The organism is Microbispora sp. H10670 (assembly GCF_014161385.1).
Taxonomy (GTDB): Bacteria; Actinomycetota; Actinomycetes; order Streptosporangiales; family Streptosporangiaceae; genus Microbispora; species Microbispora triticiradicis.
This window is the reverse complement of the sequence record NZ_JABBWW010000040.1, coordinates 1-22,908: the sequence shown is the minus strand read 5'-3', so window position 1 is coordinate 22,908 and position 22,908 is coordinate 1. Positions and strand designations below refer to the sequence as shown.

Annotated in this window: 16 protein-coding genes and 2 tRNA genes; 12 read left to right on the top strand and 6 right to left on the bottom strand. The window is 72.2% G+C overall.

What is annotated here, in order from left to right; translation table 11 throughout:
* Positions 1-199: 199 nt before the first annotated feature.
* A tRNA-Leu gene (locus HHX33_RS32500) sits at positions 200-285 on the bottom strand.
* 220 nt (positions 286-505) lie between these two features.
* Between HHX33_RS32500 and HHX33_RS32495 the strand changes: the two genes are divergently transcribed.
* The 3 genes from HHX33_RS32495 (at position 506) to HHX33_RS32485 (ending at position 4,815) form a co-directional block, all read left to right on the top strand.
* Positions 506-1,801 (top strand): M20/M25/M40 family metallo-hydrolase, encoded by a 1,296-nt coding sequence (locus HHX33_RS32495; protein WP_182877919.1) that lies wholly within the window; start codon positions 506-508, stop codon positions 1,799-1,801.
* 109 nt (positions 1,802-1,910) lie between these two features.
* Positions 1,911-2,546, top strand: coding sequence for a hypothetical protein (locus HHX33_RS32490; protein ID WP_310741621.1), 636 nt, complete (start codon positions 1,911-1,913; stop codon positions 2,544-2,546).
* Positions 2,547-2,754: 208 nt separating this feature from the next.
* Positions 2,755-4,815: a chaplin family protein gene (locus HHX33_RS32485; RefSeq protein ID WP_182877918.1), complete on the top strand. Its 2,061-nt coding sequence runs from the start codon at positions 2,755-2,757 to the stop codon at positions 4,813-4,815.
* Positions 4,816-5,048: 233 nt separating this feature from the next.
* Here the strand turns inward: HHX33_RS32485 and HHX33_RS32480 are convergent, their stop codons facing one another.
* A complete protein-coding gene (locus HHX33_RS32480; protein ID WP_220499497.1) occupies positions 5,049-5,240 on the bottom strand; it encodes a DUF5703 family protein in 192 nt (63 codons plus the stop codon).
* Positions 5,241-5,533: 293 nt separating this feature from the next.
* Here HHX33_RS32480 and topA point away from each other — a divergent pair, with 293 nt between their 5' ends.
* Positions 5,534-8,245: a type I DNA topoisomerase gene (gene topA, locus HHX33_RS32475; protein WP_182877917.1), complete on the top strand. Its 2,712-nt coding sequence runs from the start codon at positions 5,534-5,536 to the stop codon at positions 8,243-8,245.
* 88 nt (positions 8,246-8,333) lie between these two features.
* Here the strand turns inward: topA and HHX33_RS32470 are convergent, their stop codons facing one another.
* A complete protein-coding gene (locus HHX33_RS32470) occupies positions 8,334-9,485 on the bottom strand; it encodes a cellulose binding domain-containing protein (RefSeq protein ID WP_182877916.1) in 1,152 nt (383 codons plus the stop codon).
* A 279-nt stretch (positions 9,486-9,764) separates the two neighbouring features.
* Here HHX33_RS32470 and HHX33_RS32465 point away from each other — a divergent pair, with 279 nt between their 5' ends.
* From HHX33_RS32465 to HHX33_RS32450, 4 genes are all read left to right on the top strand, one after another.
* Complete coding sequence (locus tag HHX33_RS32465; RefSeq protein WP_310741620.1) at positions 9,765-11,108, top strand: metallophosphoesterase; 1,344 nt, start codon at positions 9,765-9,767, stop codon at positions 11,106-11,108.
* A 158-nt stretch (positions 11,109-11,266) separates the two neighbouring features.
* Positions 11,267-13,330 (top strand): dTMP kinase, encoded by a 2,064-nt coding sequence (tmk, locus tag HHX33_RS32460; RefSeq protein WP_182877915.1) that lies wholly within the window; start codon positions 11,267-11,269, stop codon positions 13,328-13,330.
* 3 nt (positions 13,331-13,333) lie between these two features.
* Complete coding sequence (locus tag HHX33_RS32455) at positions 13,334-14,527, top strand: DNA polymerase III subunit delta' (RefSeq protein ID WP_182877914.1); 1,194 nt, start codon at positions 13,334-13,336, stop codon at positions 14,525-14,527.
* Positions 14,528-14,614: 87 nt separating this feature from the next.
* Positions 14,615-15,463, top strand: coding sequence for a PSP1 domain-containing protein (locus HHX33_RS32450; protein ID WP_111697829.1), 849 nt, complete (start codon positions 14,615-14,617; stop codon positions 15,461-15,463).
* A 7-nt stretch (positions 15,464-15,470) separates the two neighbouring features.
* Here the strand turns inward: HHX33_RS32450 and HHX33_RS32445 are convergent, their stop codons facing one another.
* Positions 15,471-16,406 carry an alpha/beta hydrolase gene (locus tag HHX33_RS32445; protein ID WP_220502448.1) on the bottom strand — a complete coding sequence of 312 codons (936 nt, stop codon included), beginning with the start codon at positions 16,404-16,406 and terminating at the stop codon, positions 15,471-15,473.
* A gap of 114 nt (positions 16,407-16,520) precedes the next feature.
* On the opposite strand from HHX33_RS32445, the gene HHX33_RS32440 reads away from it, so the two are divergent.
* Complete coding sequence (locus HHX33_RS32440) at positions 16,521-16,850, top strand: winged helix-turn-helix transcriptional regulator (protein WP_182877913.1); 330 nt, start codon at positions 16,521-16,523, stop codon at positions 16,848-16,850.
* 53 nt (positions 16,851-16,903) lie between these two features.
* Positions 16,904-19,087 (top strand): helicase-associated domain-containing protein, encoded by a 2,184-nt coding sequence (locus HHX33_RS37550; RefSeq protein ID WP_182877912.1) that lies wholly within the window; start codon positions 16,904-16,906, stop codon positions 19,085-19,087.
* 7 nt (positions 19,088-19,094) lie between these two features.
* Here HHX33_RS37550 and HHX33_RS32430 read toward each other — a convergent pair whose 3' ends face one another.
* Complete coding sequence (locus HHX33_RS32430) at positions 19,095-20,696, bottom strand: alpha/beta hydrolase (RefSeq protein ID WP_182877911.1); 1,602 nt, start codon at positions 20,694-20,696, stop codon at positions 19,095-19,097.
* Positions 20,697-21,065: 369 nt separating this feature from the next.
* Here HHX33_RS32430 and HHX33_RS32425 point away from each other — a divergent pair.
* Positions 21,066-21,142 (top strand) — tRNA-Thr (locus HHX33_RS32425).
* Between the two features lie 97 nt (positions 21,143-21,239).
* Here HHX33_RS32425 and HHX33_RS32420 read toward each other — a convergent pair.
* Entirely contained in the window at positions 21,240-21,491 is a 252-nt protein-coding gene (locus HHX33_RS32420) for a hypothetical protein (protein ID WP_182877910.1), read from the bottom strand.
* Between the two features lie 241 nt (positions 21,492-21,732).
* On the opposite strand from HHX33_RS32420, the gene HHX33_RS32415 reads away from it, so the two are divergent.
* Entirely contained in the window at positions 21,733-22,785 is a 1,053-nt protein-coding gene (locus HHX33_RS32415) for a serine hydrolase domain-containing protein (protein WP_220502447.1), read from the top strand.
* Positions 22,786-22,908 lie beyond the last annotated feature (123 nt).

Sequence of the window (22,908 nt, the reverse complement as noted above, 5' to 3'; positions counted from 1 at the left end):
TGATGCCTCGTGGCTTCTGGCCTTCGATCCACCGTGCGATCTGCGTGTGAGAAGGCCGTATGGGCACGCGCATTTCCTTGATTCGCGCAAGCGCATATGCACTCAGGCCCCCGGAGGCCGTCCCCGCGCGATCGACGTACCGACCCCGGAAACGACTTGTGGAGGCCCGGGTTGCCCCCAGCCTCCACATGTGGGTTTGTGTCCGAGGGGGGACTTGAACCCCCATGCCCATCACTGGGCACTAGCACCTCAAGCTAGCGCGTCTGCCTATTCCGCCACCCGGACGTGGTGCCTCACGCGGGATCGTCATCCCGCGTCGGCTGATACAGGTTAGCACTCTCTCCGCCCTGCTTCATACCGGGATTCAGCCCCTCCGTACGGCGTGCGGCGGCCCGGGGGTGAAGGACACGCCTGTACGGCGGCAGGATGGAGGCGCGAGCCGTACGACGTGACAGACACGGGCGGGTCCGGCCACTGGGCGACCCGTCCGGTAGGAGGAGGCGCAATGACCCCACGCTTCGGGGAGGACGAGGTCGTCGAGCTGTGCCGCGACCTGATCCGGATCGACTCGGTGAACGCGGGGGACAACACGGGCCCCGGGGAACGCGAGGCCGCGGAGTACGTGGCCGGAAAGCTGGCGGAGGTCGGCCTGGAACCGCGGATCCTGGAGTCCGACAAGGGCCGGGCGAACGTGGTCGCCCGGGTGGAGGGCGCCGACCCGAGCCGGGACGCCCTCCTCCTGCACGGCCATCTGGACGTCGTGCCCTTCGACGCCGCCGACTGGACGCACCACCCGCTCAGCGGCGAGGTCGCCGACGGCTGCGTCTGGGGCCGCGGGGCCGTGGACATGAAGGACATGGACGCGATGATCCTCGCCGTCGTTCGGCGGCGGCTGAGCGAGGGACGCAGGCCGCCGAGGGACGTCGTCCTCGTCTTCACCGCGGACGAGGAGGCCGGCGGCCACTACGGCGCCCAGTGGCTGGCGGGCAGGCACCCGGAGCTGTTCGAGGGCTGCACCGAGGCCGTCGGCGAGGTCGGCGGCTTCAGCGTGACCACGGAAAAGGGGCGGCTGTACCTGATCGAGGCGGCGGAGAAGGGCATCGCCTGGATGCGCCTGACCGCCAAGGGCAGGGCCGGGCACGGCTCGATGCTCAACGACGACAACGCCGTGACCGAGCTCGCCGAGGCGGTCGGCCGGATCGGCCGCCACAAGTGGCCGGTGCGGCTCACGCCGACCGTGCAGGCGTTCTTCGAGGAGGTCTTCGGCACGGAGGTCAAGGCCGAGGACGCGGAGGCGGCGGTGGCCACGCTCGGCCCGCTCGCCCGCATGATCGGCGCGACGCTCAAGAACACGACCAACCCGACCATGCTCCAGGCCGGCTACAAGGCGAACGTCATCCCCCAGGCCGCGACCGCGCACGTGGACGGCAGGTTCCTGCCCGGGTACGAGGACGAGTTCTTCCAGACCGTGGACGAGCTGCTCGGGCCCAACGTGACGCGGGAGTTCGTCTACCACGACGTCGCGGTCGAGACGCCCTTCAAGGGCCCGCTCGTCAAGGCCATGGCCGACGCGCTGCACGAGGAGGACCCGGGTTCGCGGGTCGTGCCGTACACGCTGAGCGGCGGCACCGACCTCAAGGCGTTCAGCCGCCTCGGCATCAGCGGGTACGGCTTCGCGCCGCTGCGGCTTCCCGAGGACTTGGACTTCTCCGGGATGTTCCATGGCATCGACGAGAGGGTTCCGGTGGATTCGCTCCAGTTTGGCGTCCGGGTCCTTGACCGTTTCCTCGAATACTGCTGAGAAAGCTGTTGCGATCACGTGCCGTGCCGCTACAGTGACTCTCCGTTGAGGGTTGATCCGCTCCGGGTCGAGTCGGCCGGATGTCGGCTCAGCGGTATGGGGAGGTCGCGTGACGAGCACGTCGCAGGAGCAGTGGGGGGCGTCTTCGCCCGTCGCCGTTCCCGGCGTGCCCGTCACGTCTCCCGGCCGCCACGAGCGGAGCCGGATGGCGCGGTTCGCGGCCGGCTCCCGATCGAGCCGCCTGCTGGTCGTCGGCGGGCTGATCGCCGCCGCATGGCTGCTCGGTGTGCTTCTCGGCGTCTTCGGCACGGCGACCTCCGCCGCCGGGGCCGCACCCTCACCTGACGCCGCCGGGTCGGTTCTTCCCGACCGTGTCTCCGGTCCGGACCTCGGCCTGCCGCCCTCGCCGGGCGCCGCAGGTGTGGCGAGGTCTCACGGGAAGAGTGCCGACGGTTTCCCCACGGCGGCTGACGACACCTCGGTGAACGCCGAGGCGATGGCGGGGCGCACGGTCGACGGGCTGACCAGCCAGTCGAAGCCCATGCTCCCTCCGCCGTCCACCGCGGACCACGCGCCCGCAGACCAGGGCCTGGTCCCGCAGACAAGCGGTGGAAGCATCCTGTTCGGGGATGTCGCGCGGCCTGTGTTCGAGCCGCGTCTCACCACCCTGCCCGCCCCACTGGCGGCGGTTGTTCCCCCGGTGGTCCGCACAGCGGCGGACGACCCGTCTTTCTCTCCTGACTGATCCCGCCTTCGCGCCGGTCCGCCTCGGTACGGCGACCGGTGCCACCGTCTGCCCTGACCTGTGGTGCCCAGGCGGCAGGCTCCCGCGCGGGTGACGCGGAATCTCCCATCCTCGTGACCGTCCACCGCTCCGCTGTGCTCATTCGGCGTGGACAGAAGTCGCGAGCTGTCAGGTAACCCCCTAAGAAGAACCACTAGGAGCATTCATCATGCGAACGTGGGCGAAGGGCTCGGCCTCCGCGGCGTTTCTCGCCGTCGGCGTCATGGCCCTTGGCAGCGGTACGGCTTTCGCCGATACCGACGGAAGCCACTCGGTCCTCGGCGGCAACCAGGTCGACATCCCGGTGACCCTGCCGATCGACATCAGCGGCAACGCGGTGGCGGTCGCGGGAGAGTCCCATGGCTCGTCCCTGGGCGGCGCGGCCGTACAGGGCGCGGGCCAGGGCGCCGGGCGCAACCGCACCTCCGGTGCGGGGAGCGTCCTCGGCGGCAACCAGGTGGTCGCGCCGATCACCGCCCCGATCGACGTCTGCGGCAACGCGGTCGCCGTCCTCGGGGAGGCCGGAGCGGGCTGCCGCGGCGGTGCGGTCGCCAAGGGCCCGGGCCGCCGCGGCGGCGCGGGCGGCAACGTCACCAGCGGCACGCACAGCGTCGGCGGCGGCAACCAGGTGGTCGCCCCGATCACCGCGCCGATCAACCTGTGCGGCAACTCCATCGCCATCTTCGGCGACGCCACCGCGGGGTGCCGCGGCGGCGCCTACGTGGGGGGCGCCGGTCCGGCCGGCCGCGCCGGCGGCAACCGCACCAGCGGCCGCTCCTCGGTCCTCGGCGGCAACCAGGTGGTCGCCCCGATCATCGCGCCGGTCAACGTCTGCGGCAACTCCGTCGCCGTCCTGGGTGACGCGTTCTCGGGCTGCCGCGGCGGCTCGTCCGTGGGCGGCCCCGGCGGTCACGGTGGGCACGGCGGGCACGGCGGGTACGGCCACGGCGGTCACCACCGGCCCCGTCCCGGTTCGGGTGGTCACGACACCGACGGGCGCTACTCCGTGGGTGGCGGCACCCAGGTGGTCGCGCCGATCACCGCACCGGTCGAGGTGTGCGGCAACGGCTCGGGCAGCTGCCACGGCGGGTCCAGGCCGGGCCACGGCGGTCACGGGGGTCACGGGGGTCACGGCGGCTGGTCCGGCGGTTCGGGCGGCAACGTCACCAGCGGCACGCACAGCGTCGGCGGCGGCAACCAGGTGGTCGCGCCGATCACCGTGCCGGTCAACGTCTGCGGCAACGCCATCGCGGTCATCGGCGACGCCTTCGCGGGCTGCCGCGGCGGCGCGAGCGTGATCGGCGGCGGGCACGGCGGCCGCTGGGGCGCCGGCGGCAACATCACCTCCGGCCGTTCCTCGATCCTGGGCGGCAACCAGGTGGTCGCGCCGATCACGGCGCCGGTCAACGTCTGCGGCAACGCCGTCGCCGCGCTCGGCAAGGCCCACGCGGGCTGCCGGGGCGGGGCCGCGGTGGTCGGCGGCGGCGCCGGTGCGGGCGGCAACGTGACCTCTGGTCGCCACGGGATCGTCGCGGGCAACCAGGTGGTCGCGCCGATCACAGCGCCGGTCAACGTCTGCGGCAACGCCGTCGCCGTGCTGGGCGACGCCGCCGCGGGCTGCCTGGGCGGGGCCAAGGTGGGCGGCTGGGGTCCCCACGGCTACCGGCCGCACCCCCAGCACAGGGCCGCGCGCGGCGCCATGGTGCCCGCCACGCCCGCGATGCCGGTGCTGTCGGGCGCCCACACCATGCAGCCGATGAGCGCCCCCGCAGCGCCCTCGGGGCCGGTGATCGGCAACCTGCCGAACATGCTCGGCCTGCCGGAGACGCCGGGTCTGCCGGCCGCCCCGCCCGTCCCGGCGGGCAAGGGCGTGAAGGGCGTGGTCCCCGCCGGCAACCCCGCCGCCGTCGTGTCCAAGGCCACCGGCGCGCTGCCGGCCGCGGGCTCGCTCGACGACACGGCCCGCACGCTGCCCGCCCAGCGGACGCTGGACGACGCCACCGCCTCGCTGCCCGTGGCCGACGCCACGCGGAACCTGCCGACCGGCGACCTCGGCAAGACCACCGAGGTGCTCCCGCTGGGCAAGCTCGGTCTCATGAGCGCCGAGCAGCCCGTCGGGCTGACCGGCATGAACGCCGGCTCGTTCGCCGCACTGGTCCTCGGTGCCATGTTCGCCGTCTCGGCGAGCCTGTTCGCCGTCACCCGCCGCTTCCGCTTCGGCCGCAGGTAGCCGGACGGCCGGGCGCGTGAAGAACCACGCGCCCGGCTGAGGACGCGAGGGATATCACGCTCGCGCCGGGCGCGGCGGCGGCGAACCAGCCGCTCGTCGTACGGGCCCGGCGCGGGCCACCAGGACGCCGCCTCCCGGCCAGTGGAGGAGGGCATCGACGCTTTGCCCGTTCCGGGGGCGCGGCCCGGGGCGGGCAAAGCTCTTTTTGACCGTGGCGTCGCCGCCTCCGCGGCTCACATCGTCCGAGCGGCCCGTATGATCTTCCGACGCAGCCGGACGCGCCTGCTGCCGTCGGGATACAGGCGCAGCCGCTCCAATTCCCAGTCTCCGTGCTCGGCATGCTCCGTCAGCATCTGTCGCGCCACCTCCCGAGGGGTGCCACGCGGCAGATACAGGTCCAGGTAGGAGTAGTCGAGCACAGCCATTGGTCTCCGGGGCGTGCTAGGGAACTCGATGGGCTCTATTCTGCGTCCTCGTGGATAACAGCGCCAGGCGAGTTACATTCCCGGACAGAACCGGGTAGCCCGAGGGGGAGGAACGTGCGGCGGCAGGTACCTTCAAAGCGGTGCCTCCACGGCGCCCGGTGGGGGTAGGCACCCCCGTCCCGGGCGACGAGGGTGTCAGTGAGCCGGGGCGCACGAAACCCGGAAACACGTGAAACACCCGGAAACTCCCGGATACACGGGGAACGACAGCGGACAGCGAGGTAGGAAGCAGCGTGCCAGCCAACAACGGCAACGCCGGCGGAACCCGCCTGGTGATCGTGGAATCGCCCGCGAAGGCGAAGACGATCGCCGGGTACCTCGGGCGCGGCTACATCGTCGAGTCGAGCATCGGCCACATCCGTGATCTCCCGGAGAAGGCCGACGACATCCCGGAGAAGTACAAGAGCGAGGCCTGGGCCCGCCTCGGGGTGAACGTCGACCACGAGTTCGAGCCGCTCTATGTCGTCAACCCCGACAAGAAGGCACAGGTCTCCAAGCTCAAGCAGCTTCTCAAGGAGGCCGACGAGCTCTACCTCGCCACGGACGAGGACCGGGAGGGCGAGGCCATCGCCTGGCACCTGCGCGAGGTGCTGAAGCCCAAGATCCCGGTGCATCGCATGGTGTTCCACGAGATCACCCCGCACGCGATCCGGGACGCGGTGTCCAACCCCCGCGACCTCAACCTCCGCCTGGTCGACGCCCAGGAGACCCGGCGCATCCTCGACCGCCTGTACGGCTACGAGGTCAGTCCCGTCCTGTGGAAGAAGGTCAAGCCGCGGCTGTCGGCCGGGCGCGTGCAGTCGGTCGCCACCCGCCTGGTCGTGGAGCGTGAGCGGGAGCGGATGGCGTTCACCGCGGCCGCCTACTGGGACCTCCAGGCGCTGTTCGACACCGGCCGGGCCGGGGACGACCCCCGGACCTTCTCCGCCACCCTGACCGGGGTGAACGGCAGGCGCGTGGCCCAGGGCCGCGACTTCGCCTCCACCGGCCGGCTCAAGAGCCCCGACATCCTGCACCTCGACGAGGCCGCCGCGACCGCCCTCGCCGGACGGCTCGCCGGCGCCTCGTACGCGGTGCGTTCGGTGGAGCGCAAGCCGTACACGCGGAAGCCGTACGCGCCGTTCCGGACGACCACCCTGCAGCAGGAGGCGAGCCGCAAGCTGGGCTTCTCCGCCAAGTACACGATGCAGGTGGCCCAGCGGCTGTACGAGAACGGCTTCATCACCTACATGCGTACCGACAGCATCACGCTGTCGGAGACGGCCGTCGCCGCGGCCCGCAGCCAGGCGATCAAGCTGTACGGCGCGGCGTACGTGCCAGACAAGCCGCGCGCCTACACCAGCAAGGTCAAGAACGCCCAGGAGGCGCACGAGGCGATCCGGCCGTCCGGGGAGGAGTTCCGCACGCCGGGCGAGACCGGGCTCGCCGGGGACATGTTCCGGCTCTACGAGCTCATCTGGCAGCGTACGGTCGCCTCCCAGATGAAGGACGCGGTCGGCGAGTCGGTGTCGGTCAAGGTCGCCGGCACGTCCGGCGCGGGCGGCGACGGCTCCGCCGGGACGGCCGCGGACCCGGTGGAGGTCGAGTTCAGCGCCACCGGCCGGACGATCACGTTCCACGGCTTCCTGCGGGCGTACGTCGAGGGCGCCGACGATCCCGCGACCGACCGGGACGACTCGGAGAAGCGCCTGCCCACGCTGACCGAGGGCGACCGGCTCACCGCGGCCGAACTGACCGCGCTCGGGCACTCGACCAAGCCGCCCGCGCGGTACACCGAGGCATCGCTGGTCAAGGAGCTGGAGGACCGCGAGATCGGCCGGCCGTCGACGTACGCGTCGATCATCGGAACGATCCTGGACCGGGGCTACGTGTTCAAGAAGGGCACCGCCCTGGTGCCGTCGTTCCTCGCGTTCGCCGTGGTCAACCTGCTGGAGCAGCACTTCGGCAACCTGGTCGACTACGACTTCACGGCCGAGATGGAGAAGGTCCTCGACGACATCGCCAACGACCGCGCCGAGCGGGTGCCCGAACTGCGCAGGTTCTACTTCGGCGCCGGGGACGGCGACGAGGGCCTGAAGGAGATGGTCACCGACCTCGGGGAGATCGACGCCAAGGAGATCAGCTCGTTCCCGATCAAGGGGACGGACATCGTGATCAGGGTGGGCCGCTACGGGCCGTACCTCGACCGCGACGGCGCCCGGGTGAACATCCCCGAGGACATGGCGCCCGACGACCTCACCGCGGAGAAGGCCGAGGAACTGTTCTCGCGCCCGAGCGGCGACCGCGATCTCGGCGTCGACCCGGCCACCGGCCGGAGGATCGTCGCCAAGGACGGCCGGTTCGGCCCGTACGTCACGGAGATCCTGCCCGAGGAGCCGGCGCCGGCGGACGGCAGGAAGCGGACGAAGAAGGCCGACGCCCCCAAGCCGCGCACCAGCTCGCTGTTCAAGACGATGGACCTGGACACGATCACGCTGGAGCAGGCGCTGAAGCTGCTCCAGTTGCCGCGTGTGGTGGGCGCGATCGACGGCGAGGAGGTCACGGCGCAGAACGGCAAGTTCGGGCCGTACATCAAGAAGGGCACCGACTCGCGGTCGCTCGCGTCCGAGGAGGACCTGCTCACGGTCACGATCGAGCAGGCCAAGGAGTTGTTCGCCCAGCCGAAGCCGCGGGGACGCGGCCGTGCCGCCGCCGCTCCGCCGCTGCGGGAACTGGGCGAGGACCCGAACTCCAAGAAGCCGGTGGTGGTGAAGGAGGGCCGCTTCGGCCCGTACGTCACCGACGGCGAGACCAACGCGTCGCTGCGCAAGGGCGACACGGTCGAGGAGATCACGCTGGAGCGGGCGGCGGAGCTGCTGGCCGACCGGCGGGAGCGGGCGCCCGCCCCCAAGCGGACCACCACCCGGGCCAGGACCACCACGAAGAAGCCCGCCGCCAAGTCCTGACCGCGTGACCCCGGTGGCGGCCCGGTGGCGGCACGGCCGCCACCGGGGTGCAGCGTCGGATCCGGGCGCGGGTCGCGCCCGGGAGCGGTCAGGCCACGGCGCAGGGCGCGCCGTTGAGCGAGAAAGTGCTCGGCGCGTCGGAGACGCCGGTGTGCGAGGCGTTGAAACCGATGCTCACGGACGCGCCGGGAGCGATGTTGGCGTTCCAGGCCATGTTGGAAGCGGTGACGGTGTTATCCGGTCCCTGGTTCCAGTCGGCCGACCATCCCTGCGTGATCCGCTCGCCCGCCGACGGGAAGGCGAACCGCAGCGTCCAGCCCGAGATCGGCGTGCTGCCCGTGTTCGTGATCGACACGCTGGCGGAGAAGCCCGTCCACCAGGTCGACTGGGTGTAGGCGACCTTGCAGTTGGGAGTGGGTGTGGACTTCGGCGTCGGCGTGGGGCTTACGGAGGGGCTCGGCGTGGGGAACCCCGGCAGGGCGGTGGTGGTGATCGGGTCGGACGGCACGCTGACGTTGCCGGCCGCGTCCCTGGCCACCACGATGTAGGTGTACCTGGCGTACGTCGTGAGGTTGCCCTCCATGAAGTAGGGCGAGGTCCGGGTTCCGACCAGCAGCCAGCCGGTCGAGGTGAGCCGGTAGACGGCGTAGCCGGTGACGCCGACGTCGTCGGTCGAGGCCGTCCAGCAGAACGCCGTGCCGGGGAAGTCGTACACGCAGCCGTCGTGCAGCCCGGTCGGCTTGCTCGGCGGGGTGCTGTCTCCGGGGATCGGGCTCGGGCTGACCACCATGCCGGACACGGCCCGCGTGTTGATCAGCGCCGTCGGCGGGCTCGTGTGGCCGTCGGCGTCCTTGGCCACGATGTAGAAGGTGTAGACCTTGCCGTAGACCAGCCCGCTCAACACGGTGAGGGTGCTGGTGGTCGACGCCGCCTTGACGAAGCCGTCGGCCGTGAGCCGGTAGACCTCGTAGCCGGTGACGCCGACGTCGTCGGTGGACGCGCTCCAGCACAGGCCGACGTACCCCTGGGTGGAGCCGGTCGGCACCGGCGGCGGGCACAGCTGCACGTTGGACGGTGTCGTCGGCGCGCCGGGTTCGGCGCTCGGCGACGGGGCCGCGGACGGCCTCGGGCTGGGGGTGGGCGTGGCGGCCACCGCTCCGGCGGGCACGCCGGAGAGCGCGATCGCCGCGGCGACCGCCGCCCCTGCGGCCAGCCAGGCCAGATAGCGGGGACTTCTCATGTGTCACCTCGTTGTCGTTCGGTCGGTGTCGGCACCCGGGGGACTCACCGGGGCCACGTCTGAGGGACGTTTCTGCCGCGATCGTCCGCTTGCTCCTGGTCAGGGGCAAAGATCGCCGATGGTGGCGCGGCATCGGGCCGACTCGGAGGTGAAACTTTCACCGGACGGGCCTGCCGGTGATCGTTCTCGCCACGGCTCCCGGGAACGCGGCCGCCGGTGGCTCCTCGTAGCATCGTCGTCAGCCGGCCCCTGATCGTCAGCCGGTCGAGGAGAGATCTCGTGGGGTTCCTGGTCATGATCCTGACGGCGGTGGCCGTCGTGCACGTCTATCTGTGGCGGCGGCTGGTCCGGGCGTCGACGACGCCGGGTTCGCGCCTCCGCCGGGTGCTGACGTGGACGCTCGTGGTCCTGGCCGCCCTGATGGTGGTGACCATGGCGGGGAGCCGGCTCTCCGGCGTGGAGGTCGTGCGCGTCGTCGCCTGGCCCGGCTACCTGTGGCTGGCCCTGATGTTCTACCTGTTCGTGTTCGGCCTGGTCGCGGAGGTGCCCCGGGCGATCGCGGCGTTCGCCCTGGCTAGGGGCCGCCGCACCACCCCGGGCGCGGCCCTGGTGGACAGTGCGGTGGACGACGCCGAGGACGCGTCGGTCCTCGCCCGTACGGCGGCCGGGGAGTCCGCCGCGGTCGCGGGGCCGGCCGCGCCGGACTCCGCGACTCCGGTGGCCGCTTCCGGGGGCCGACCGGCCGGGGGAGGACCCGGAGCGGACGCGCCGGCGATCGACCGGCGGCTGTTCATCTCGCGTACGGCCTCCGCCGTCGTGGCGGCGGGAGCGCTCGCGACCGTGGGCTACGGCGTGACCCGGGCTCTCGGCGATCCGGTGATCGAGCGGGTGCCGGTCCGCCTGCCGCGGCTCGATCCGCGGATGAGCGGGCTGCGCATCGCGGCCGTCAGCGACATCCACCTCGGGCCGCTCACCGGCCGGGGCCACACCGAGCGGATCGTCCGCATGATCAACGGCCTGGGGGCCGACGTGGTGACGATCGTGGGCGACCTGGTCGACGGCACGGTGGCCGAGCTCGGCCGTCTCGCCGCCCCGCTCAAGTCCCTCGAATCCCGGTACGGCGCGTACTTCGTGACCGGCAACCACGAGTACTACACGGCCGAGGGCCCCCAGGAGTGGATCGAGGAGCTGCGCTCCCTCGGCGTCCGGCCGCTGCGCAACGAGCGGGTCGAGATCACGCACGGGGGAGCCGTGCTCGACCTCGCGGGCGTCAACGACCTCAACGGCGCGCTCTCGGGCGACGGCCCGGACATGGGCAGGGCGCTCGGGGGCCGCGACGCGGACCGGCCCGTCGTGCTCCTCGCCCACCAGCCCGTCCAGGTGGCGCAGGCTGCCGCGCACGGCGTCGACCTCCAGCTTTCGGGGCACACCCACGGCGGCCAGATGGCGCCGTTCAACCTGCTCGTGCCGTTGCAGCAGCCCGTGGTGGCGGGGCTCGCGAGCGTGCCGCGCCAGGGCGGCGGCGACACCCAGATCTACGTCACCCGGGGCGCGGGCTTCTGGGGCCCGCCCGTCCGGGTGGGCGCCCCACCCGAGATCACTCTCATCGAGCTGCGCGCCTGAGCCGTCTCGCCGGGCGGGCGGCGGGAATCGGCGTAGAGCATTGCCGTCATCATGAGAGCGAGGACGAGGCGGACGTAATACCCTCAGGCGACGAGCAGGCCCGAGCGGCCCGCTCGTCCGTCTCCCAGCCCAGCGAACACCCTGGATACGCTGACATCATGAGCACTCCTGCCCGGGCCGCCGCGCGACGCAAGCAGCCGCACGTGCTGGCGAACGCGCCGTTCCGCAGGCTCTGGACCGCCATGGCGACGTGCAGCCTCGGCGACTGGCTCAACATCATCGCGCTGACCGCCCTCGCCGGTAACCTCACCGCGCCGTCCGGCTTCCAGACGCAGAGCCTCGCCATCGGCGGCGTCTTCGTCGCCAAGATGCTGCCCGCGATCCTGCTCGGCCCGCTCGCGGGAGCGGTGGCCGACCGGTTCGACCGCAGGCTGACGATGGTCGTCGCCGACGTCCTCAGGTTCGCGGTGGTGCTGTCGATCCCGCTGATCGGCGGCTACCAGTGGCTGCTCGTCGCGACGCTCCTGGTCGAGTGCGTGAACCTGTTCTGGGTGCCGGCCAAGGACGCGACCGTGCCCAACCTGGTGCCCAAGGAGCGGCTGGAGGAGGCCAACCAGCTCAACCTCCTCGTGACGTACGGCACCGCTCCTGTGGCCGCGGCCCTGTTCGCGGTCCTGTCGGGGGTCATCACCACGATCTCGGCGGCCGTACCGGCGTTCACGGTCGCGGCGACCAGCGTGGCGCTCTATCTCAACGCGCTCGCCTACCTCGCCTCCGCCGTGATGATCTTCACTCTGCGGGCCATCCCCAAGGACCACGTCCGCCACGTGGCCGCGCCGTCGGTGCTCAGGCAGATCACCGAGGGCTGGCGGTACGTCGGCGGCAACCGGGTGGTGCGGGGGCTGATCATCGGCATGCTCGGCGCGTTCGCCGCCGGGGGCGCGGTCATCGGCGTCGCCAAGGCGTACGTGCAGGTGATGGGTGGCGGCGACGCGGGGTACGGCACGGTGTTCTGCGCCGTCTTCCTCGGCATGGCGTTCGGCATGTTCTTCGGCCCCCGCCTGCTGGGCGGCCTGTCGCGGCGGCGGATGTTCGGGCTGTCGATCCTGTGCGCGGGGGTCACGCTGGCCGCCGTCGCGCTCATCCAGAACCTGGTCGTCGTCGTGGTGCTGACGGTCGTGCTGGGCGCCTTCGCCGGCATCGCCTGGATCATCGGTTACACCACGATCGGCCTGGAGGTCGAGGACGGGCTGCGCGGCCGTACGTTCGCCTTCCTGCAGTCGCTGGGCCGGGTCGTACTGCTGCTGGTCGTCGCGGTGGCCTCGGCGCTGGCCGCGCTCTTCGGCCGGCACTACCTGCGGATCTCCGAGCTGACCTACCGCTTCGACGGGGCCAACCTCGTGCTGCTCCTCGGCGCGCTGCTGGCCGTGGCCGTCGGCGTGCTGGCGCTGCGCCACATGGACGACCGGCCGGGCGTGCCGATCGGGGCCGACCTGCTGGCGGCCCTCCGGGGACGGCGGTTCGTCCCCGACGAGGCCGAGCCCGCACGCGGGCTGTTCATCGCGTTCGAGGGCGGCGAGGGCTCGGGCAAGACGACCCAGTCGCGGCTGCTCGCCATCTGGCTGCGCGACCAGGGTTTCGACGTCGTGCAGACCCGCGAGCCGGGCTCGACCAAGGTCGGCATGCGGCTGCGGGCGATCCTGCTCGACGCCGCCCACCAGGGACTCTCCGCCCGCGCCGAGGCGATGCTGTACGCCGCCGACCGGGCCGAGCACGTGGAGAAGGTGATCGTGCCCGCGCTCCGGCGGGGCTCGACGGTGATCACCGACAGGTACGTGGACTCCTCCCTGGCCTACCAGGGTGCGGGGCGGTCGCTCGACCCCGAGGACGTCGCGAAGATCAACAAGTGGGCGACGGGCGGGCTCGTCCCCGATCTCACCGTGCTCATCGACGTGCCGCCGTCGGTCGGGCTGCGGCGGATGGCCTCGCCGGCCGACCGCATCGAGGCCGAGCCGCTGGAGTTCCACGAGCGGGTGCGCCGGGAGTTCCGCGCGCTGGCCGCCGCCGACCCCGACCGGTATCTCCTGGTGGACGGCACGCTGGAGCAGCGGGAGGTGACGCTCCTGATCCAGGACCGGGTGCGGGACATCCTGCCTGATCCGGTGCCGTACGAGGCCGAGGAGGCCACCGGCACGATGCCCGCCATCCGTGACTTCGGATAACGAATGACCGTCTACGGGGATCTGATCGGGCAGGACCGGGCGATCGGCGTGCTGCGGCGGGCCGCCTCCGCCGCCGCCGAGGCCGTCGCCGGGGGCCGCGGCGCGGGCATGACCCACGCGTGGCTGTTCACCGGCCCGCCCGGCTCCGGGCGGTCCACCGCCGCCAAGGCGTTCGCCGCCGCGCTGCTCTGCCCCGAGCAGGGCTGCGGCCACTGCGACGCCTGCCACCAGGTCGAGGTCGGCTCGCACCCCGACGTCACGTTCGTACGGCCGGAGGGCCTGTCGTACGGCGTGCGGCAGACGCGTGAGCTCGTGCTCAAGGCGGCGGGGGCGCCCACGCTCGGCCGCTGGCGGGTCGTATTGTTCGAGGACGCCGACCGGGTCACCGAGCAGGCGGCCAACGCGCTGCTCAAGGCGATCGAGGAGCCGCCGCCGCGGACGGTGTGGCTGCTGTGCGCGCCGTCCGCGGACGACATGATCATCACGATCCGGTCGCGCTGCCGGGTCGTGACGCTCGGCACGCCCTCCACCGAGGCCGTGGCGAACGTGCTGGCGACCCGTGACGGAGTGCCCCACGACGTGGCCATCGACGCCGCGCGGGCGGCGCAGGGGGACGTCGGCCGGGCCCGCCGCCTCGCCCTGGACGAGGAGACGCGGCGCCGCCGCGCCGAGGTGCTGTCGATCCCCCGCTCGCTGACGGGCGTGGCGGAGTGCGTCACCGCCGCCGAGCGCCTGGTGAAGACCTCCACCGAGGACGCCGACGCGGCCACGACCGCGCTGAACGAGGTCGAGACCGCCGAGTTGCGCCGGGTCTACGGCGAGGGGTCCACCGGCAAGGGGCTCAACAAGGGCCTGGTGCGGGGTGGCGCCGGGGCGCTCAAGGAACTCGAGACCATGCAGAAGTCACGGGCGACCCGCATCAAGCGCGACTCGCTCGACCTCGCGCTGCTCGAACTGATGGCGTTCTACCGCGACGTGCTGGCCGTGCAGTTCGGCGCCTCGGTGGAACTGGCCAACGAGGACCGCAGGCACGAGGTGGAGGCCGTCGCGCGGGCGTCCTCGCCCGAGGACACGCTCCGCCGTACGGACGCGATCATGAAGTGCCGGGAGCGGCTCGCGGCCAACGTCCACCCGCAGATCGCGGTCGAGGCCATGACTCTCGCCCTCCGCTCGCCCGGAGTCGTCCACAGGGGATGATTGCCAGTCCCGGACGGGACGTATGGTGGTTCCGGGCGCTCGGCGTGCGACCGCCGTACAGAACCGAGGAGGGCCGGCTCTTTGGGCATGATGATGGCCGTGAGCTTCACGCGCTACGGACGGCTCTACTACCTCGATCCCGGTGCGCACTCGCCGAAGGTGGGCGACAAGGTCCTGGTGCCGACGGACTCCGGTCCGGAGGTCGCCGAGTGCGTGTGGGCGCCGCAGTACGTGAGCGAGGACGTCGAGGGCCTGCCCGTGTGCCAGGGCGTCGCGGGTGAGGAGCACCTGGCCAGGGACGAGGTCAACCGCCGCCGCAGGGCGGAGGCCCGCAGCGTCTCCAAGCGGCTGATCAAACGGCACGAGCTGCCGATGAAGGTGATCGGCGTCGACTACCTGGACGTCGACAACGTCTACACCGTGTACTTCTCCGCCCCGCACCGGGTGGACTTCCGCGCGCTCGTGCGCGACCTCGCCCGCAACCTGCGGGCGCGGGTCGAGTTGCGGCAGATCGGCCCGCGCGACGAGGCCCGGATCCAGGGCGGCATCGGTCCCTGCGGCCGTGACCTGTGCTGCGCCACGTTCCTCAAGGACTTCGAGCCGGTCTCCGTCCGCATGGCCAAGGACCAGGACCTGCCGGTCAACCCGCTCAGGATCGCCGGCGCCTGTGGCCGGCTGATGTGCTGCCTGAAGTACGAGCACCCGCTCTACCAGGAGTTCCGGGCCTCGGCGCCGCGCGCCGGTCTCGCGGTGGACACCCCCGAGGGTCCCGGCACGGTGGTCGGGCACAACGTGCCCTCCGACTCGGTCGTCGTCCGCCTCAACGACGGCGGCCGCCGCTGCTCCTGCTCCCGGGCCAGCGTGTGCGCCCCCCGTAAGGCCCACGACGCGACGTACGGGGAGGCGCGGACGGCCACCGCCGGCGACGCCGAATGAAACCCGGTCAGAGGTGGTCGTGCAGGAAGGCGGCCGCCGCGTCGGCGGCCCGGGTGACGTAGGGCTCCACGTCGTAGAGATCGATGTGCTCCCGGCAGTCCAGCCAGATCACCTCCTTCTTGCCCGGGCTCCGGTCGACGAGCTCCGCCGCCAGTTCCGGCGCGCAGTAGGCGTCGGCCCGGCCGTGCACGACGAGCAGCGGCGTGGCGGCGAGAAGGGGGGCGGCCCCGAGCGCGTCGAGGGTCATCAGCGAGTGGAGCGACCCCCGGGTCACCTCGTTCACCCAGTGCGGGGACGCCGAGCGGGAGGTGCCGTAGTAGGCGTACGGCTCGGCGCCGGGCATGGCGGCCTCGCCGTCGCCGGGCGCCACCGCGGGCAGGAGTTCGTCGTACCGGTCGAGGAAGCCGCCGAGCGCGCCCCTGTAGGCGTCGACGCCCATGCGCTCGGCGAACCAGACCGGGCTGTTGTACGCGCCGGCGATCCCGGCGACGGCGCGCACCCGGGGATCGGAGGCGGCGGCCCGCACCGCGTACCCGCCGCCGAGGCACACGCCGACGAGCCCGATCCGGCCCGGGGCGACCTCGGGCCGGCCGCCGAGCAGGCTCACCGCGGCGCGGAGGTCGGCGAGCTTGCCCTCGCCGTCCTCGTGGCCCCGCCGCCCGCCGCTCTCGCCGAACCCCCGGTGGTCGAAGGCCAGGGTGACCAGCCCCGCCCGTGCGAGACGCTCCGCGTACAGCCCGGTGACCTGCTCCTTCACCCCCGTGAAGGGCCCGGTGAGCGCGACGGCCGGGGCGGGACCTGGCAGATCCGGCAGCCGGAGATCCCCGACGAGATCGACACCGCCCGCCGAGAACGTGACCCGCTCGGTCCGTACGGCGGTCATCGGCGCGCCGGGCAGGCCCCGTCCGGCCGCCGTATATGGATGATTCGTGATATCGCTCATGCCCGCGTCCCCGTCCTAGTGTGTGATCTCGCGGTGAGCGTGAGGCTAGGCGTGCCTGAACCACGGCGCCAGAAGGCACTTCGAGGTACCCATCCCACAGGGCAGGGAGACGAGATGGACCCGGTGATTCCGGACGTACTGCAGGAGACCTGCGCGACGCGGCAGGCGCTGGAGCGGTTCGCGGCGAAGTGGCGGGTGCTGGTGATCTACGCGTTGCTGGCCGGGCCCCAGCGGCCCGGCCAGTTGCGCCGCCGCCTGCCGGGCATCACCCAGAAGGTGCTGACCGAGACGTTGCGCGGCATGGAGGCGGACGGCATGGTCGAACGCCGGGTGGTCAAGGACTCCGCGCCCCAGCACGTCGAGTACGCGCTGACCGATCTCGGCCGTACGCTGCGCGAACCGCTGGCCGCCATCTGCGCCTGGGCGGCGGAGCACGCGGGCTGAGGACCTCCGGGTGAAGGGGCCGGCGGGCGGTGGGCCGCGGGTAGGGTGCCGTGGTGAGCACGCCCCGGCTTCTGACCACGTGGTTGAGAACCAGGTCGCCCGACGAGCGGCGGCTGCTGCTCGCCCGGGTGGGCTTCGTCGTCGACGAGGACATCCCGCCGCAGGACCTGGCCCGGCTGCTGCTCCGGCGGCAGGCGGTGGTGCCGCTCGTCAGGTTCTGCACCCTGCCCCAGCGTCAGGCGCTCGCGGCCGTCGCCTGGCTGGCGGCGCAGCGGCACGGGCCGCTGGGTTATCACCTTGAGGGGGACGATCCGGCCTCCCGCGCCGTGCCCCGCGCCGACGTGCTCGACCTGCTGGCCGGGCCCTGCCTCGGCCGCCGTACGGCCGCCGACGCCGTACTGGACCAGTTGGCGGGCATGGCGCTGGTGCTCCCGCCGCACGGCGACCAGGTGATCGTGCCCGGCGCCGTCCACATGGACCTCGCCGGCGAGACGGGGCTCGGGCGTCCCGCCGCCGAGCTTCTCGCCGCGCACTTCAACCCCCCGGAGGTCCACGCGATCGCCGAAGTGCTGGGGTTCCCGAACGCCCGCGTGCGGGAGGTCGCGGAACGGAACGTGCTCGGCCTGCTGGGCGACCCCGAGCGGGTGCGGGCCCTGGTCGCGGGCGCCCCCGCGTCCGTACGGGACTGGCTGCTCCGCCTCGTCGGGCACGGATCACGGCTGCGCACCCACGCCTACCAGGTCCACAGCGGGTACGGCTACCAGCACAACGTCAGGTACGTCGTCCGCCCCGGGGGTTCCGGCGACCTGGCCACCGACTGGCTGGTGGCGCACGGCCTGCTGCTCCCGGCGGGGCCGCCCGACGTGGCGGAGGTGCCGTTCGAGGTCGCCACGGCGGTCCTCGGCGGGCCACGCGTGCCGTTCACCCCCGATCCGCCGCCGCCCCCGGACGACTTGCCCGGTGCGGACGGGGCGGAGGGGACCGCGCAGGCGGCCGCCACCTCCGCGCTCTCCCAGATCGAACGTCTGCTCGCGGCGTGCGTCGATCAGCCACCCACCCTGCGCAAGGCCGGCGGTCTGGCGGTGCGGGACACCAGGCGCATCGCCAAGGCCGCCGGCGTGGGCGAGGACCTCGCGAGGTTCTGGATCGACCTGGCCACGCAGGCGGAGCTGCTCGGCCTGTACGCCGAGCCGGTGCCGCGCCCGAAGGGCCACCGCGGCAGGCTGCCCGAACCGGTGGTGAACCTGCTGCCCACCACCGAGTACGACACCTGGCTCAAGCGGTCGCCCGTCGAGCGGCTGGCCAGGATCATCGGCACCTGGGCGACCCTGCCCGCGACCTACACCCACTGGCCCGCGGAGGCCGGGACGCCCGTCGCCCTCACCGAGCCCTCGGACCCGCACGCGGTCAGCCTCAGGTACGCCCTGCTCGAAGCCCTCGCCGCGGTGCCTCCAGGGAGGGGCCTTCCGCCGGACGGCCTCCCCTACCTGATGCTCCGCGCCGCCTGGCATCGTCCCCATCATGTCTCGGCCGCGCGTCTCGGAGCCGAGCAGGCGGGCGCCATCCTGCGCGAGGCCGGACTGCTCGGCGTGACCGCCGGTGGCGCCCTCACGGCCGTCGGGCACGCCGTACGGGACCTGCTGGTCAGCGGTGAGGCGTGGCGGTCGCCGGAGGCCGCGCTGACCACGGCCCTGTCGGCCATGCTGCCGCCCGCCCAGGCCACCGCCCGGTTCCAGGCCGACCTGACGGCGGTGGTGCCCGGGATGCCCGACCCGTCCCTCGCCGAACTGCTGGACGGCGTGGCGGAGCGCGAGTCGGAAGGGCACGCGGTGGTCTGGCGGCTGAGCGCGGCGACCGTGCGCCGCGCGTTCGACCAGGGCTACGAGGCCGACGACCTGCTCGCGCGGCTCGCCGAGGCCGCGGAGGGGCCGCTGCCGCAGACCCTCGAATACCTGGTCAAGGACACGGCCCGGGTGCACGGCCGGATCCGGGTGGTGCGGTCCGGGTGCTGCCTCCGCGCGGACGACGAGGCGCTGATCGAGGAACTCGCCCGTGCGCAGGCGCTGCGCGCGCTGGGGCTGCGCAAGATCGCACCCACCGTGCTGATCAGCGCCGCCGGCGAGGAGGAGACCCTCGCGCGGTTGCGCGCCGCGGGGTACGCCCCGGCGCTGGAGTCGGAGACCGGGGCGACGGTCGTCGAACGGGCCGGCACGCGTCGCGTACCGGCCCGTTCGTAACCGCCTCTCAGGTCGCCTTCGGGCAGACCGTGCCGTTCTTGGGCGCGCGCAGCGTGAGCAGGTAGTCGTCGACCGCGGTGTCCACGCAGGTCGAGCCGCTGCGGTAGGCCGTGTGGCCGTCGCCGTCGTAGCCCAGCAGGACGCCCGAGGTCAGCTCCTTCGCGAGCCCCTGCGCCCACTCGTACGGCGTGGCGGGGTCGCGCAGCGTGCCGACCACGAGGATGGGCGGCGCGCCCGCGCCCTTGATCGGCTTGTCGGCCTCGGCCGACTTCGCCGGCCAGTACGCGCAGGGCAGCGAACCCCACATCACGAACGGCCCGAAGTGCGGGGCCGTCTTCCCGGCCGCGTCGGCGGCCTTGCCGTACGCGTCGAGCGACGTGGGATAGCGGTGGTCCACGCAGTTGACGGCCATGTTCGCCTCGGTCTGGTTCGAGTACGTCCCGTCGGACCGTCGGTCGACCAGCAGGTCGGCCATCCGCAGCAACGACGTGCCGTTGCCGTGGGTCATGGCCTGGCCCAGGGCCTGCCGCAGCTGGGGCCACGCGGTGCGCTCGTAGAGCGGGGTGGCGATGCCGAGCACCGTCCACGCCTCGTTGACGACCCGGCCGTCGCCGAGATCGTTCTTCAGCGGCTGCCGGTCGGCCCTCGCCAGCAGGTCGCTGATCTCCTTCATCGCGCCGTCGACCGTACGGCTCGTGAAGGGGCAGGCGCCGTCGAGGAAGCAGTCTTCGGCGAACGCCCTCAGCGCCACCTCGAAGCCCTTGGCCTGCACCTCGTTGGACTTGATGGCCGACATGGCCGGGTCCACCGCGCCGTCGAGCACCAGCGCCCGCACGTTCTTGGGGAACAGCTCGGCGTACATCGCGCCGAGGTAGGTGCCGTACGACTTGCCCAGGTAGGTGAGCCCGGCGTCGCCCAGGACGCCGCGCAGGACGTCCATGTCCCTGGCCGCGTCGGCCGTGCCCACGTGCGGCAGCAGGCGGGCCGACTGGGCTTCGCACCGCTCCGCGAACTGCTTGGACGCATCGTCCAGCTCGGTGACCTCCGCCGGGCTGTCCGGGCTGGAGTCCATGCCGACGTACCTGTCGAGCTGGGTGCCGGTCATGCAGTGGACGGGAGTCGACTCGCCGACGCCGCGCGGATCGAAGCCGACGACGTCGTACTGCTCGCGCACCCGCTCACTGACCACGGACTTGGCGGCCCGCGCGTACTGGATGCCCGATCCGCCCGGTCCGCCGGGGTTGATGAGCAGCGAGCCGGCCCGCGTGCCGGAGGCCGGGAGGCGGATCGCGCTGAGCTCGATGCGCTCGCCGGAGGGCTTGGTGTAGTCGAGAGGGACCTGGATCCTGGCGCATTGGAAGCCGTCGCCGCAGTCGCTCCAGTCGGGCCGCTGCTCGTAGAAGGGGCGCAGCTCCGACGCGGGCGTCCGCATCGCCGGGAGCGCCTTCGTCACACCGGGCTGCTGGGACGACGGGGCCGGGGTGCGGGCGGAGCAGGCGCTGACGGGCAGCAGCGCGATCACCGCCGCGGCCGCCAGGCGCCGGCCGGGGCCATCGCTTCGCCGCTTCGTCCTGTGTGTAACCTTCGCGGTCTGGCCGGCCAGTCGCATGCTCGTCGTTCCCCTGCCGTCGTCTGCGTGACGAGGACCAGCATGCCGCCTGCCGGCGGGAGCGGCCACCGGACGCGAGCGGTTCCGGAGAATGTCATGCGGCGTCCTCCGGCCGGATGACCTGGCCGGGAGAGACGGAGCGCTCCTCCTGTGACACCTGCGCCGGGCTTGTCCCGTCTCCCGGTAAAGGGACGATCCCGAGGCGGCGAGGGAGAATTTACCCGGCCCCGCCGATCTTCCCCGCCCGCCGTACGAGCCGGCCCGTCTCCCGCGTACGGCGGCAGGCCGCGCGGACACGGCACACCGGACGGTGACCGGTGCACGAGAGCCCGGCCGACCCTGTAGACTGTGCGAAGCCGTACGCGGCCTGCCGCCTTAGCTCAGTCGGCCAGAGCACTTCACTCGTAATGAAGGGGTCAAGGGTTCGATTCCCTTAGGCGGCTCCACCACAGAGGCCCTCCCGGTCGATCCGGGAGGGCCTTTTGCGTTTCATACGGCAGCTCGGCGGCAACCGTACACCGGTTACCTCTACCTCGATGCGGTCTACGAGACGTACAGCATCCAGAGGGGCGGCCTCGCATAGATGCTGCTCGGACGGCAGACAGCGGACTTCCCGGCAGCGGTGTATTCGGCAGCCGCACGCAGGCATGCGTCCGACGTCGAGTAGATGCCGTACAGCTGGGGCGCGGAGGTCTGCGTCGTGGCCGCCTGTGCCGCGGCGGGGAATGCGAGGGCGGCGAGGACAAGACCAACCCCGGCTGCCGTGCGGCGGAATGAGTTCGCGTTGAAAATCATGGATCGAACGGTAGAAGTGGTCCCCCTTCCCGGTCGTCAAAGCAGTCCTTGATTCCATGTCCCCCTCTGGGGTGATCCTCCGCGGTCGGGACATCCTCCTCCTGGGAGACGTCGCCCTCGGCCGATGGCCGCCCCCGAGGGCCTCTGCGTGTGTATCCGCGTGGGGGACGTGGCATCGCCGATCTGTCGTGACCGAATCCCGATTGCCTCCGGCTGACCTCCGCTCCTAGGGTGAGTCGCCGTGATCAGCGGAACGGTGGAACCGGGTTTCGAACAGGTACGGGACGTTTTCGCCGATGTGCTGAAGCGGCAGGCCGGAGGAGCGGGGGCAGCGGTCGCCGCCCAGCTGGACGGCCGATGGATCGTCGACCTGTGGGGAGGACCCGGCTGGTCACGCGACAGCATCGTCATGCCGTACTCCGTGACCAAACCGTTCGCGGCGGTCTGTGCGTTGCTCCTCGTGGATCGGGGCGTGCTGGAGTTGGACGCCCCGATGCAGCGCTACTGGCCCGAGTTCACGGCGCCGGCGACCGTACGACATGTCCTGTCGCACCAGGCCGGCGTGGTGGCACTGGACCAACCGGTGCCCACCGAGACCTTCTACGACTGGGACCGGCTGTGCGCGCTTCTCGCCGCGCAGGAGCCGTCGTGGGAGCCGGGCACCGCGCACGGCGAGTCGGCGTTGTTCTACGGGCACCTGGTCGGTGAACTGGTCCGGCGCACCGACGGGCGGACGCTTGGCCGCTTTCTCGCCGAGGAGGTCTGCGGCCCACACGAGCTGGACTTTCACATCGGCCTCGGCCCCGCCGAACAGGAACGGGCGATCGAGCTGACCGGCTTGACCCCAGCCTTCCGGGCCGCCGCGCTGGACGGCAAACCCGGCCTCTACCGCCGGGCGATCGGCAATCCGCTCGGTGCCCAGGACCCGGCTGTGGTCAACTCCGCCACTTGGCGGGCCGCCGAGATCCCCGCTGTCAACGGCCACGGCACCGCCCGCGCGGCCGCCGGGTTCTACTCCGCGTTGCCGCGGCTGCTGTCAGCCGACCTGCTCGCCGAGGCCACCACCGCCCAGTGCTCGGGGATGGACGCGGTTTTCGGGGCACAGGCGAGCTGGGGGCTGGGCTTCGGCGTCGAGGGTGACGACTACGGGATGGGCGGCCTGGGCGGCAACTATGCCGGAGCCGCCGGCTACACCTTCGCCTTCCTCACTGGCCATGCCGGCGGTTTCGACCGCGCCACCGACCTGGAGAACGCTCTGCGCGCCGTTCTCGGGCTGGGCCCGGTTCCCGACTAGAAGATCACTGAAAATCTTGCGTTCTGGCCTCGCTTGGGACAGCACGGGGCCAGACTTCGTCGGCATGCAGGGTGAGTGGACCGGGGAGCCGGTCGGACCGGATGTGTGGGTGACCTGCCGGGA

Coding starts and splice junctions, on each gene's coding strand:
- HHX33_RS32495 (WP_182877919.1), top strand. CDS start 506: ATGACCCCACGCTTCGGGGAGGACGAGGTCGTCGAGCTGTGCCGCGAC.
- HHX33_RS32485 (WP_182877918.1), top strand. CDS start 2,755: ATGCGAACGTGGGCGAAGGGCTCGGCCTCCGCGGCGTTTCTCGCCGTC.
- HHX33_RS32480 (WP_220499497.1), bottom strand. CDS start 5,240: ATGGCTGTGCTCGACTACTCCTACCTGGACCTGTATCTGCCGCGTGGC.
- HHX33_RS32470 (WP_182877916.1), bottom strand. CDS start 9,485: ATGAGAAGTCCCCGCTATCTGGCCTGGCTGGCCGCAGGGGCGGCGGTC.
- tmk (WP_182877915.1), top strand. CDS start 11,267: ATGAGCACTCCTGCCCGGGCCGCCGCGCGACGCAAGCAGCCGCACGTG.
- HHX33_RS32455 (WP_182877914.1), top strand. CDS start 13,334: ATGACCGTCTACGGGGATCTGATCGGGCAGGACCGGGCGATCGGCGTG.
- HHX33_RS32450 (WP_111697829.1), top strand. CDS start 14,615: ATGATGATGGCCGTGAGCTTCACGCGCTACGGACGGCTCTACTACCTC.
- HHX33_RS32445 (WP_220502448.1), bottom strand. CDS start 16,406: ATGAGCGATATCACGAATCATCCATATACGGCGGCCGGACGGGGCCTG.
- HHX33_RS32440 (WP_182877913.1), top strand. CDS start 16,521: ATGGACCCGGTGATTCCGGACGTACTGCAGGAGACCTGCGCGACGCGG.
- HHX33_RS32430 (WP_182877911.1), bottom strand. CDS start 20,696: ATGCGACTGGCCGGCCAGACCGCGAAGGTTACACACAGGACGAAGCGG.
- HHX33_RS32420 (WP_182877910.1), bottom strand. CDS start 21,491: ATGATTTTCAACGCGAACTCATTCCGCCGCACGGCAGCCGGGGTTGGT.